The sequence below is a fragment of the Kiloniellales bacterium genome, from assembly GCA_030066685.1.
GTDB lineage: Bacteria > Pseudomonadota > Alphaproteobacteria > Kiloniellales > JAKSBE01 > JAKSBE01.
The window spans coordinates 164,725-176,707 of the sequence record JASJBF010000031.1 but is presented as its reverse complement, the minus strand read 5'-3'; the positions used below and the strand labels follow the sequence as shown (position 1 = coordinate 176,707).

Below are 11,983 nucleotides of genomic sequence, written 5' to 3'. Positions count from 1 at the left end.
CCATAGGCGGCCCTCCCCTGCCGTCCCCCCGATCAAACCGGTCTAGGCTTCACGCTTGGCCGCGTTGTAGATCTTGTCCATGACCTCGTAGTCGGGGTTGATCTGGTAGTCGACCGAGTTGGCCATCTCCTCTTCCAGGCTGTCCCACTGGATGGCGTCCAGTTCGTCCTTGCTGAAGCGCTCGAAGACCTTGGGATTGCCCATCTGTGTTACCGGGTTGTAGGTGCCTTCCGCGAAGGCCACCGCGTGGCAGGCCTCGGGCTCCTGCACGTAGGCCAAGAAGTCCTCGGCCAACGGCGAGACCTGCGGGTTGTTCACCACCGAGGTGACCTCGACCCAGACGATACCGCCCTTGCCGTTCATCGGGCCGCGCTTGGGCGTGATTCCGCGGATGTTGGTGGCGCCGTCCAGGCGGGCCGGGGAGGCGGTGTAGGTGCCGCCGGTCAGGTAGAAGTCGATCTCGCCGTTGATCAGGGCCAGGTTCATGGCCACCAGGTCGTCGGTCAGCAGCTTGGCGCCCTTGAACCAGGCCCGCGCGATCTTCTCGAAGGCGTCGATCTCGGCCTGGCTGTGCTTGGCGAAGGGGTCGACCCCGGCGCCGACGCACATGTGATAGATGTTCCAATTGTCGTAGGTGAGGATGCCATACTTCTTGGCGTTGGAGGCCTCGTTGAAGAGGTCGAAGCCCTCGTCCTCGGCCGTGGCGCGGCTCACCTTGTCGGTGTTGACCACGAAGTTGAAGGGGCCGAAGCGCTGGACGATGCCGATCAGCTCCCCGCTGTCGGCGTAGGACCACTTGTAGCCCTTGTCGAAGGGCGCCATCATGTCGCCGAAGAAGGGCTCGAAGCGCTCCTTGGTGAGCGGCTTGATCAGCTTTTCCGGCCACATCTGCTCGCGCGCCCAGGGCTGGTTGACGTTGATCACGTCCCAGACGTTGACCTCGCCGGCGCGCAGCTTGTTGATCATGTCGGGATCCGAGGTCCCGCTTTCCGCCGAGACCTTGGCGCCGGTCTGGCGCCGGAAGGGATCCAGCACCTCGTCGGAGTTGTAGCCCTCCCAGCAAAGGATGTTCAGCTCCTTCTCGCGCGCCGCCCTGGCGTTGCGAGCCAAGGGGCCGGCCAATGCCAAGGCGCCGCCGGCCACGGACAGGCCGAGAAAGTCCCGTCGGTCGAAATTCATGGTGTCGGTCTCCCTGCTCAACTGAGGTCGCTTGCGGACCTTTGACAGCTATCCTGCGCCCGCCAGAACGAAGCGCAAGCCTGCCTTTTGCTTGTGATGAAAGTACCACGATTTACGTGGTGATTCCAACACGGATTGTTGTGTCTACCACATTTATCTGCGATAACTGGCGCAACAAGAACGCAAAGCCACGATCCGCGACTGCGGGTCCGCAAAGGCGGGACCGCGTCCGGGGACACAGGGAAGCCGAGCGATGGAGTTCATCTTCATGCTGACCCGGGCCGACCAGACGGTCGAGGACTGTCTGGAGGTCTTCGAGCAGATCCGGCACGCGGGCCTGCGCCACATCGGCTTCAAGGACATTGGCGCCGATCGGCCGACGCTGAAGGAGCTCAACCGCCGGATCAAGGACAGCGGCGCGACCAGTTACCTGGAGGTCGTCAGCGAGAGCGAGGCCGCCTGCCTGACCTCGGCCCGGGCGGCGCTCGACATCGGTGTCGACCGGGTCATGGGCGGGACCCAGGCCGAAGCCATTCTCGAGGTCCTGGACGGCAGCGGCATCGAGTACTTCCCCTTTCCCGGCAGGCCGCTCGGCCATCCCACCGAGCTCGGCGGCTCGCCCCAGGACATCGCCGCGCACTGCCGACATTTCGAGGAGATCGGCTGCGCCGGCGTCGACCTGCTGGCCTACCGGGCGACCGACGCCGATCCCCTCGAGTTGGTGCGGGCCGCGCGCGGGGCAACCAGGGGCTGGCTGGTGGTCGCCGGCAGCGTGAACTCGCCGGAGCGGATCCGGGAGCTGGGCGACGCCGGTGCCGACGCCTTCACCATCGGCTCGGCCGCCTTCGACGGCTCCTTCTCGCCGCGCAAGGGAGCGCTGAACTCCCAGATCCAAGACATCGTGGCCGCCTGCGCATGAGCGGCCCCGAGCAGCGCCGCGGCGGGCGCCTGGTCAAGGCCCAGCGACACGAGCGGATCATCGCCGAGCTGCGCTCCAACCCGACCGTGCGCATCTCGCACCTGGCCCAGGTCTTCGGGGTCTCGACCGAGACTGTGCGGCGGGACATCGACGACCTCTCGAGCCGCGGACTGGTGGCACGGACCTACGGCGGGGCGGCGGCACCCATGGGCCGCGAGCCGGCGGTCCACGAGCGCAGCACCGCCATGGTGACGGAGCGCGAGCGCATCGCCCGGGTCGCGGCGGCGATGGTCTCGCCAGGCGACGTGGTGATGATCGATTCCGGCGCCACCACCCTTCACCTGGCCCGCCAGCTCGCCCTGGCGCAGCCCGAGATCACAGTGATCACCAACGGCCTCGAGATCGCCCACAGCCTCGGATCCCGGGACCGGATCCGGGTCATCCTCTGCCCGGGCAGCTATGCGGCGCGGGAGGACGGGGTCTACGGCCAGGACGCCTGCGACTTCCTGCGTCGCTTCCACGCCAACGTGGCGCTGACCAGCGCCGGCGGCCTGACCAGCGGCGGCATCACCGACGTCGATTCCAACGCGGCCTGGATCAAGCGGACGATGTTCGAGCGGGCCGCCCGGCGGGTCTTCCTGGTCGACCACGCCAAGTTTCAGGTTCCGCTGCTGGAGGTGGTGGCGCCCCTGGACAGCCTGACCGACGTGATCACCGACCGGCCCCCGCCGGCGGCCCTGGCCGAGGCCCTGGCCGCCGCCGGGGTGAAGGTAACCCTGGCCGCCTAACGCACTTCCCGATCAGACGCCTTCACGTCTGGTCGAACAACGCCAGTCATATGGCAAAGCCGGCCTATCGGGCGAAGATGGTTTGACAGCGGTGAGCGGTGGCTCTCGCCTTTCGGGCAATGCGGCTCTCGGGATCTGCGATCACGCCCGGACAAGCGAAAGGGCGCCTCCCTCCTGGAAGCGCCCTTCGCCAGTCCGGTACCGGACAATACCCTGACCAAACACCCCAAAAAGAATCTGTCCGGCGACGAACTTCACTCTATAAACAATGGTACATAAGGTTTATTCCCGACGCGAGCACAAAATATGCCTGCGATATATCGGCCTTAAAACAGATGGATAAAGGGGTTTTTCCGACGGTCTCGTTAGATCGAAGGAAAAAATTCAGGGCTGCAAGACACCGGGGACAAGGTTATCCACAGCCTGGTTTCAGTAGTCGAGTCGGCCCAGCAGCTCATCAAAAGGTTGCATGACATGGGTCTGGTAGGCCGGACGTTGGCAGAGCCGGCGGTACCAAGCCGCTAGGCCTGGTAGCATTGGCCGGTCGATCTCCAGCGCGAAGTAGCGGTAAAGCGTCGTACCCGCAGGTATGTCGGCCAGGGTGAAGTCCGGACCGGCCAAATGGTCCCGCTCGGCGAGCTCCCGATCCAGCACGCGGTAGTGGGCCTCCAGGCGCGCCTTGGCTGCCCGGATCGCCCCCCAGTCGCGCTGGGCCGCGGGCGTGCGGTAGAAGCCCCAGAAGAGATCCATGAAGTCCGGCTGCAGGGTGGTCTGGGCCCAGTCCATCCAGCGATCGGCCAGGGAACGGAGGCCGGGATCGTGCGGCCAGAGCGCCTCGCTGCCATGGCGGGCGGCCAGATAGCGCAGGATGCTGTGGGACTCCCAGACCACCCTGCCGCCGTCGTCGATCACCGGCACCCGGCCATGGGGGTTCCGAGCTAGGAACTTTGGATCGTCCAGACCGCCGAAGGCGCCGCCGACCTCGACCTGCCGATGGGCGAGCCCCAGCTCGCCGATCAGCCAGGCCACCTTCTGCACGTTGAAGGCGCTGCGCCGACCCCAAAGCGTGAGCATGCCTATCCTCCCCCGCGCGCTGGACCTGGTGCCGGAACGGGCCCAGACTCCTCAGGGCTTCTCAAGCACCTGCGCAGAGGATAGCCCGAATGCGCAGCCCTTCGACCCGGGATCCGCTGTCGATGACGGACCTGCTGATCCGACCCGGCCGCGCCGCCGATCTGGCGGCGATCTGCGAGATCACCCGGGACTCCTTCGCCGGCCTGGCCAAGGGGCACTACGCCCCGGCGCAAGTCGCGGCCTGGATGCAGGGTTGCAGCCCGGAGACCTACCGCGAAGGAGTTCAGGCCGGGCGCATCCGGGTCGCCGACTTGGGCAACGAGGTCGTCGGCTACGTCGACGCCGGGCCCGGCGAGATCACCCGCCTCTTCGTCCTGCCCAAGGCGGCCGGCCGTGGAATCGGCAGCCGGCTGCTGCGGATCGGGGTCCGCCTGGCCCGCGAGGGCCACGAGGGGGCCGTCGTCCTGGAATCCTTGCTCAACGCCGTGTCCTTCTACGAGCAGCGAGGCTTCGTCGCGACCGGCAAGGGCTTTTCCTCGCATGGCAGCGCCGAAACGCCGCCGATAGAGATCGTTCGGATGTCTCTGCCGGCCTAGCCGCTTGCGCGGCGGCGGCGCTGCGATTAGGTCTTGCTCGACTTAATCGGCTTTCAAAGGGAGACAACAAGGTCATGAGCGCGCGTGAGTGGAAGGTCTACCTTTCCGGAGAAATCCACAGCGACTGGCGGGCCCGGATCGCCGAGGGCGTTCGCGAGGCCGGCCTCCCGGTCCGCATGGACGCGCCGGTCTGCGTCCACGCGGACAGCGACGACTGCGGCGCCGTGATCCTGGGCGCTGAGGACAAGACCTTCTGGCACGACCGCAAGGGCGCGGCGATGAACGCCATCCGGACCCGAACCCTGATCGGCGAGGCCGACGTCGTGGTGGTCCGTTTCGGCGACAAGTACCGGCAATGGAACGCCGCCTTCGACGCCGGTGTGGCAGCGGCCCAGGGCAAGGCCCTGATCACGCTCCACGATCCCGCGTTGAACCACGCCCTGAAGGAGGTCGATGCCGCCGCCCTCGCCGTCTGCGCAACCCCCGAGCAGGTCGTTCGCACCCTGGCCTACGTCATCCGCGGCGAACTCCCTGGCCGCAGCGGCAGCCTGGCGGCGGAATAGGCGCGGCCCGCAGCGTTAATAGTTTCACCCAGAGTGTGTATACTGATGTGTATGCGCATGATTGATAGCGGCTCGATCTCGGAGGTGTCCCTTGGCGGTCGTCGAGAAAATGCTTGGGAAGTAGTTCCTTATCTTTCCGGCAACCGTGAAACGCCTTGAACGCATAGCGGCCGAACGCGGCACCTCGGCTTCCGAAATCCTGCGCCAAGCGATTGAATCCTTCGACTCCCAGGATGCCGAGACCTTGGACTCTCTTGACCTCATGGCCTTGGTCGCGGAACGTCTTCAGGAAGCGATTGCCTCGACGCGCCGGGCCAACTTCGCCGTCAGCAAGACCCTGCAAGCTCTCAGCAAAAGAGGGGTCTGATGGCGAGCTGGAAGGACATCCTCTTGGACGTCTTGAAGCTGACCGACGAGGTCACGCGCCTCAACGCCGCCACCGAGACCCTTTCCGCGCGCACCATCGACATCGACAAGCGTCTCGTGCGCCTGGAGACCATGGTCGAAATCGCGCAAACCGGGCGCCTGACCGACCAGTCCTGATCGTCAATACCGGCCTCAGCCCTCAAGGGCCGGCCTCGCGCAGCACAGCCTCGATCTCGGCGGCCCAAGCGCCGAGGTCGAAGTTCTGCGGATCGTCGTGGCCGTCCTCGAAGCCCTTGTCCAGCACCGCGTGGAAGGCCGGGATCAGTCCGCGGTCGGCGCGCAGGGAGGCCGCGAGGTAGAGCTCCGCCAAGCGGCGGTACTGGAGGCGTGAAAACCCTGGGTCGGGCGCCAGGGCGTCGTTGTCCGGGTCGCCGTCGGGATGGCGCCGGCGGGGCTGCACCAGCTCGACATGGAGGAAGAGGCCCTTTGCGGGCTCGCCGACGTGCCGGTTGAGCTCCAGCTTGGTCGCCCGCCAGGGCTCCAGGAAGTCGTGCCCGAGATAGACCTCGCCCCGGCGGTTGATGAAGACATGCGCCACCGGCTCGGCGCTGCGGTAGCCGTCCAGCCGGTTGACCCGCGGGTCCCGGTCGAGCGCCACCGGGAAGGGCGCGGCCCCGAAATAGGGCGCACTGGTATCGTGCAGCACGAAGTAGCGCGCCGGCGCGCCCCAGAGCGCATCGTCCTGCGACCGCGACAGCCGGCTGTCCAGGGATCCGCCGAGCTCGCTCTCCGACAGGCCCTGCCGCGCCAGATAGGCCCGAAATGCCGCCTTGCCGAGCGGCAGCGGGGCATCGACTGTCCGCTCCAGCACCTCGGGCAGACGGTCGTGGACCGGACCCAGCTCTTTCCAGACCCCGACCGGACGCAGCAGGCAGCGGGCCTGCGCCTGTGCGTCCCCGGCAAAGCTCATCGACGCCGTGTCGAAGCGGCAGGGCCCGTAGACGGCCGGCGGCCCGGCACAGGCTGCAGCGCCAGCGGCGATGCAGATGGCACGGACGCCAAATCGCTTGCTCATTTCGAACAGGCCTTCCTTTGCATTCCGGCGAGGCAGCCTGTCCGGGCACTGCGGCGAAAGAGTGGTCGCGAGGTGGCGTGCTGTTCCGGCCGCTCAGTAGACCTCGAGGTACTCGTTGCGTTCCCAGTCTGTGACGTGGCTGCGGAAGCGGGCCAGTTCGGCGCGCTTCACCGCCATGAAGAGCTGGATGAAGTCCTCGCCCAACAGCTTTCGCAGGGGCTTGTCCGCCTCCAGGGCGTCCAGCGCCTCTTCCAGGCTGCCAGCCAGCTTCTCGTGCTTGGGATCGTCTTCCGAGGGGCCCTTGGACTGGGCCGGCAGCTTGCCCTTGCCCTTCAGACCGAGCAGGCCGGCGGCGATCACCGCGGCGACCGAGAGGTAGGGGTTCGAGAGGCCCGAGGCGGCGCGCATCTCGATGTGGCAGTTGGCCTCGCCCGGGTCCTTGATCCGGACCATGGCGGTCCGGTCCTCGATCCCCCAGGAGATGTTGGAGGGCGCGAAGGTGTGCGGCTTCAGGCGGTGGTAGCAGTTCGGCGTCGGCCCGATCAGGGCCTGGATCGCCTTGGCGTGATCCAGGATGCCGCGGGTGAAGGCCCGGACTTCGTCGTTCAGGCCGTCGGGCACGCCCTTCTTGTAGAAGACCGGTTTCCTGGTCTTTCGGTTGATCAGGCTGACGTGGACGTGGCAGCCGCAGCCGGCCATGTCGCTGGCCGGCTTGGACATGAAGGTGGCCAGCAGGCCGTTGCGGTGGGCCAGCTCCTTAATCGCGTTCTTGAAGGTGAAGGCCTTGTCCGCGCCCTCTAAGCCGATGCCGGGGCCGAAGTTGATCTCGTACTGCGAGGGCGAGTATTCGCAGTTGTGGGTGATGACGTCGATCCCGGCCGCCTGCAGGGTGTCGAGCAGGCCGTCCAGGAAGGGCAGGTACTGGTTCCGGGTCGCGTTGAAGATATGCACCCCGCCGAACAGCGGCTGCCTGGTCTCGGGGTCCAGCAGGTAGAACTCGAACTCGTGGCCCATCATGACGTCGTAGCCCAGCTCGGCGGCCGCCTCGAGCAGGCCGCGCAGCACGCTGCGCGGCGTCGCCTTGATCGGCGCGCCGGGGCCCCACTGGGCATCGCAGACCACCTTGGCCGTGCTGGGCAGCCAGGGCACCGGGCGCAGGCTCGAAGGATCGGGGATCAGACTCTGGTCGCGGTAGGCGACCTCCTCGGCGACGCCGGTGCCGCCGATCACGCCGGAGGCGCTGTCGAGGCCAATGGTGCCGCCATAGAAGTTCAGCCCTTTGCGGGCATAGGCCTCGACCTTGTCGATCGGGACCACCTTGGTCCGGCTGGTACCGTGGAGATCCGGCAGCTCGAAGCGCAGGTAACGCGCCTGCATCTTCTTCAACGCCGCCATCATCGTCGTGACCTGATCGCCGGCCATGGTCCCCTCCCTGCCCTGCGGTTTCTTTTTCCTTGCGGCGCGCCGCTGCGCGCCCAGGTTGGCATGTGCCAAACAATATGTTGCAAGCGCCAAGTCGCGCAAGATAGCTTCGAGGAAAACCCGGGAGGCGACATGCGCTTGCAAGGCAAACGGGCCCTGATCACCGGGGCCGGCGCCGGCATCGGGCAGGAGTCGGCGCGGCGTTTCGCGCGCGAAGGCGCCGCGCTCGCGCTGGCCGACCTCGACCTGGCGGCCGTCGAGGCGGTCGCCGCCGAGATCCGGGCCGCGGGCGGGGAAGCGACAGAGATTCAAGTTGACGTCTCCGACGAGGCCTCGGCCCAGGCCATGGTCGCGGCCGCGGAGGGGGCGCTGGGCGGCCTCGACATCGCCTTCAACAACGCCGGAATCATGCTGGCCGAGGACCGGGGCCCGGAGGACACGCCGCTCGAGATCTGGCACAAGACCCTGGCGGTCAACCTGACCGGGGTCTTTCTATGCTGCCGCCATGAGATCCCGGCCCTTAGGCGCAGCGGCGGCGGCGCGATCCTCAACATGTCCTCCCTGGTCGCCTACATGGGGGCCGCCGAGCCGCAGCTCGCCTACACCGCCAGCAAGGGCGGCGTACTGGCCCTGACCCGGGAGATCGCCGTGCAGTACGGCCGTGCCGGGATCCGCGCCAACGCGCTCTGCCCGGGCCCGGTCGGCACGGCAATGACCGACGCGCTCTTCGACACGCCGGAGAAGCTGGAGCGGCGCCGGGTCCACATGCCGATGGGCCGCTTCGCTAAGCCCGAGGAGGTCGCCGAGGTCGCGCTCTTCCTGGTCTCCGACGCGGCCAGCTACGTCACCGGCGCCGGCTGGCTGGTCGACGGCGGCATTGCCTCGGCCTACGTCACCGCGGAATAGGCCAGGCATGGCGTGCAAGAAACGGACCTACCTGCTCGGCATCGACCTCGGGGCCGGCAGCCTCAAGGCCACGATCCTCGACGAGTCCGGCGGCCCGATCGGCGAGGCCAGCAAGCCCGTCGCGACCCGGAATCCCAAGCCCGGCTGGTCGGAGCAGGATCCCGAGGACTGGTGGACGGCACTGTGCGGCGCCCTGCCCGCGGCCCTGGCCGCCGGCAAGGTTGAAGCCAGCGACGTTGCAGCGGTCGGGATCTCGGCGGGCGCCCACATCGCGGTGCTGACCGATTCGGACGGCAAGGTGCTGCGCCCGGCGATTCTCTGGAACGACCAGCGCAGCGCCGCCGAGGCCAAGGACCTACACGATCGGGCTGGCGCGGAGATCGTCGAGCGCTCGCTGAACCGGGCCAACCCGACCTGGACCCTGGCTCAACTCGCCTGGCTTAAGCGGCACGAGCCGGAGGTCACGGACAGGACCGCCCGTCTCTACATCGCCAAGGACCACCTGCGCAGCCGCCTGACCGGCGACTGGACCACCGACTTCTCCGACGTCGTCGGCGCCCTGATGGCCGACGCGACGACGCGGGACTGGTCGCCCGAGCTCTGCGCTCTGATCGATTGGCCCACGAGCACCCTGCCCCCGGTGGCCCGCCCGCAGGACATCGCCGGGCGGATCACCGAGGCGGCGGCCCGGGCCACGGGCCTCGCCGCCGGCACGCCCGTGGTCGTGGGCTCCAACGACACCACGGTCGAGCTCTTCGGCTGCGGCGCGGTGACGCCCGGCGAAGGCGCGATCAAGCTGGCGACCGCAGGCGTCGTCTTCCTCGCGGTCGACCGCCCCGAGGTGCATCCGCCGGTCTCCTGCTACCCGCACATCGTCGAGGGCATGTGGTACATGGCCTCGGGCATCAACGCCTGCGCCACGGCGCACCGTTGGGTCCGCGATCGCTTCTTCGCCGACCTCGATCCCGAGACCGCCTTCGCCGAGATGGACCGCCTCGCCGCCGCGGTCCCGCCGGGCTCGGAGGGCCTGCTTTTCCATCCCTATCTGCAGGGCGAGCGGGCGCCGCACTGGGATCCGAAGCTGCGCGGCGACTTCCTGGGGCTGACGCTCGCGCACGAGCGCGCGCACTTCGCCCGCGCCTGCTACGAAGGCATCGCTCTGGCCCTGACCGACGTACTGCGCGAGGCCAGGCGCCTCTCGGGCGCCGAGTTCGGCGCCCTGCGCCTGCTCGGCGGCGGCGCCCGTAGCGCGACCTGGCGCCAGATCATCGCCGACACCACCGGACTGCCGATTCTGCAGCCCGGCAACGGCGACGCCTCCTTCGGCGCCGCCCTGGTCGCCGGCCTCGGCGTCGGGGTCTTCGCCTCGCCACGGGACGCCGCCCGTTGCGCAACGGTCGTCGCCGCGGCCAACCCGGACCCCCAGGGCCAGGCCACCTATGCCCGGCTCTTCTCCCTCTACGACGACGCCCGCCGAAAGCTCACCGAGATTAATCACGCCCTGGGAGAAGGCTCCCGGGAAACAACATAGTTCTTTTTACCTATAAAATACCCCAAAAGAGCTACTTTTGCGCGACTCCCTGCCATCGCGCTTCAACCCTGGTATGTGGGTTTTACCACTTCGCCTTCACCGCGCTTTCGACATCATCCGGTTCTTGCAGTCTGGTCTATCCCCTTTGGCCGCCACTTAGGCGGCCACTTTTTTGGGGGGGGGGCGGGCAAGGTTTTCTGGCCCTGGTGCCGCCCGGTGGCTGCCATATCCAGACGGTCGACTTTCCCAAGCGGTAGATTTTCTAACCGAAGACGCTAGGCTGTCGCCGCCCGTCGACAAGCCGAAGGATGGCCGATGCTGCTTTCGATCCCGCTGCTGATCCTCGCGGTCGGCCTCTACAACGCGGTGGCGCTGACCGCCGGCGCGCCGATTGACACCCCGACGCTGTCCCTCACCCTGCCCTCCGGGACCGCCTTGCCGTTGTCCCTCGGCGACCTCCTAGTGATTCTCGGCCTGATTCTGCTTTTCGTCGAGATTTTCAAGGCGACTCGGACCGGCACCGCCTCGATCGTCGATCACCTGTTGTCGGTCGGCCTCTTCGTGTTCTGCCTGATCGAATTGATCCTCTTTCCGGCCTTCGGCACCACGACCTTCCTGTTCCTGACCCTGATGACCCTGATCGACGTCATCGCCGGCTTCACCGTGACCATATCCACGGCCCGGCGGGACATCGGCCTCGACGAGGCGATCAGATGAGGCTTTGCGGGTCCGCGCGCGCCGCGCCCCGCCTTCTGCCGGCGGTTCTCGCGGGACTCCTCGCCGGCCTCGGCCCCGGAGGCGCGGCGGCCTGCGGCCCTGACAGCGACTGCCGCCTCGGCGAGCGGACCTACCGGATCCGCATGCCGGCCGGGCACGATGGCAGCAGCCCGGTCGGCGCCATCATGTACATGCACGGATATCGCGGGACCGCCGCCGCGATCATGCGCAACAAGGCGCTCGGCAAGGCGGTCTCCAAGCTCGGGCTGGCGCTGGTCGCGCCCAAGTCCCTGGGTGACGACTGGTCGATCCCCAACGCACCGCGGGAATACACCGACGACTTCGCATTCTTCGACCGCCTGCTCGAGGAGATCACCGCGCGCTTCGCCATCGATCCCAGGCGGATCATGGCCACGGGCTTCTCGGCGGGCGGCATGATGGTCTGGAACCTGGCCTGCCAGAGGGGCGGCAGCTTCGCCGGTTTCGCCCCGATCGCCGGCACCTTCTGGGCGCCGATCCCGCAGAGCTGCCCCAGCCCGCCGGTGCACCTGCTGCACACCCACGGCACCGACGACAAGATCGTGCCCCTGCGCGGCCGGCCGATCCAGAAGACCCACCAGGGCGATGTCTACAGAGCCTTGTCGCTCTTCGGCGAGGCCGGCGACTTCGGCGCCGCCGAGGCCTACGAGGTGTTGGACCTCAAGTGCGAGCGCCGCATGAATCCCGAGGGCCGCGCGCTGGAGCTCTGCCTGCACCCGGGCGGCCACAGCCTCAAGAGCGAGTACGTGGTCCGCGCCTGGCGCGAGCTCGAGGCGCTGGGCGCGCTGGAATAGCCGAGCGCCGTCGG

At 67.6% G+C, this 11,983-nt stretch carries 14 protein-coding genes; 10 read left to right on the top strand and 4 right to left on the bottom strand.

Features of this window, described 5'->3' with window-relative positions; translation table 11 throughout:
• Positions 1–42 precede the first annotated feature (42 nt).
• A complete protein-coding gene (locus QNJ30_18075; protein ID MDJ0945381.1) occupies positions 43–1,179 on the bottom strand; it encodes a PotD/PotF family extracellular solute-binding protein in 1,137 nt (378 codons plus the stop codon).
• Between the two features lie 253 nt (positions 1,180–1,432).
• On the opposite strand from QNJ30_18075, the gene QNJ30_18070 reads away from it, so the two are divergent.
• Together QNJ30_18070 and QNJ30_18065 are read left to right on the top strand one after the other, a co-directional pair.
• Positions 1,433–2,098, top strand: coding sequence for a hypothetical protein (locus QNJ30_18070; GenBank protein MDJ0945380.1), 666 nt, complete (start codon positions 1,433–1,435; stop codon positions 2,096–2,098).
• Positions 2,095–2,886 carry a DeoR/GlpR family DNA-binding transcription regulator gene (locus tag QNJ30_18065; protein MDJ0945379.1) on the top strand — a complete coding sequence of 264 codons (792 nt, stop codon included), beginning with the start codon at positions 2,095–2,097 and terminating at the stop codon, positions 2,884–2,886. Before QNJ30_18070 ends, QNJ30_18065 begins: the two co-directional genes overlap by 4 nt.
• A gap of 429 nt (positions 2,887–3,315) precedes the next feature.
• Here QNJ30_18065 and QNJ30_18060 read toward each other — a convergent pair whose 3' ends face one another.
• The gene (locus QNJ30_18060; GenBank protein MDJ0945378.1) at positions 3,316–3,960 is read right to left on the bottom strand and encodes a glutathione S-transferase; all 645 of its coding nucleotides are present in this window, start codon (positions 3,958–3,960) and stop codon (positions 3,316–3,318) included.
• Between the two features lie 89 nt (positions 3,961–4,049).
• Between QNJ30_18060 and QNJ30_18055 the strand changes: the two genes are divergently transcribed.
• The 4 genes from QNJ30_18055 to QNJ30_18040 all read left to right on the top strand — a co-directional run bounded on the left by QNJ30_18055 (position 4,050) and on the right by QNJ30_18040 (position 5,662).
• Positions 4,050–4,556 (top strand): GNAT family N-acetyltransferase, encoded by a 507-nt coding sequence (locus QNJ30_18055; protein MDJ0945377.1) that lies wholly within the window; start codon positions 4,050–4,052, stop codon positions 4,554–4,556.
• A gap of 74 nt (positions 4,557–4,630) precedes the next feature.
• A complete protein-coding gene (locus QNJ30_18050) occupies positions 4,631–5,119 on the top strand; it encodes a YtoQ family protein (GenBank protein MDJ0945376.1) in 489 nt (162 codons plus the stop codon).
• 145 nt (positions 5,120–5,264) lie between these two features.
• Positions 5,265–5,486 (top strand): ribbon-helix-helix protein, CopG family, encoded by a 222-nt coding sequence (locus QNJ30_18045; GenBank protein MDJ0945375.1) that lies wholly within the window; start codon positions 5,265–5,267, stop codon positions 5,484–5,486.
• Positions 5,486–5,662, top strand: a complete 177-nt coding sequence (locus QNJ30_18040; protein ID MDJ0945374.1) for a hypothetical protein — start codon at positions 5,486–5,488, stop codon at positions 5,660–5,662. The genes QNJ30_18045 and QNJ30_18040 overlap by 1 nt, the downstream gene beginning before the upstream one ends.
• Positions 5,663–5,684: 22 nt before the next feature.
• Here the strand turns inward: QNJ30_18040 and QNJ30_18035 are convergent, their stop codons facing one another.
• The gene (locus QNJ30_18035; GenBank protein ID MDJ0945373.1) at positions 5,685–6,560 is read right to left on the bottom strand and encodes a hypothetical protein; all 876 of its coding nucleotides are present in this window, start codon (positions 6,558–6,560) and stop codon (positions 5,685–5,687) included.
• Between the two features lie 93 nt (positions 6,561–6,653).
• On the bottom strand, positions 6,654–7,982 hold the full coding sequence (locus tag QNJ30_18030; protein MDJ0945372.1) for a glutamine synthetase family protein: 1,329 nt from the start codon (positions 7,980–7,982) through the stop codon (positions 6,654–6,656).
• A gap of 132 nt (positions 7,983–8,114) precedes the next feature.
• On the opposite strand from QNJ30_18030, the gene QNJ30_18025 reads away from it, so the two are divergent.
• The 4 genes from QNJ30_18025 to QNJ30_18010 all read left to right on the top strand — a co-directional run bounded on the left by QNJ30_18025 (position 8,115) and on the right by QNJ30_18010 (position 11,969).
• Positions 8,115–8,888 carry an SDR family oxidoreductase gene (locus QNJ30_18025; GenBank protein ID MDJ0945371.1) on the top strand — a complete coding sequence of 258 codons (774 nt, stop codon included), beginning with the start codon at positions 8,115–8,117 and terminating at the stop codon, positions 8,886–8,888.
• A 7-nt stretch (positions 8,889–8,895) separates the two neighbouring features.
• Positions 8,896–10,419: a xylulokinase gene (xylB, locus tag QNJ30_18020; GenBank protein ID MDJ0945370.1), complete on the top strand. Its 1,524-nt coding sequence runs from the start codon at positions 8,896–8,898 to the stop codon at positions 10,417–10,419.
• Positions 10,420–10,734: 315 nt separating this feature from the next.
• Positions 10,735–11,136 (top strand): hypothetical protein, encoded by a 402-nt coding sequence (locus QNJ30_18015; GenBank protein MDJ0945369.1) that lies wholly within the window; start codon positions 10,735–10,737, stop codon positions 11,134–11,136.
• Positions 11,133–11,969: a hypothetical protein gene (locus QNJ30_18010; protein ID MDJ0945368.1), complete on the top strand. Its 837-nt coding sequence runs from the start codon at positions 11,133–11,135 to the stop codon at positions 11,967–11,969. The genes QNJ30_18015 and QNJ30_18010 overlap by 4 nt, the downstream gene beginning before the upstream one ends.
• Positions 11,970–11,983: the final 14 nt, after the last annotated feature.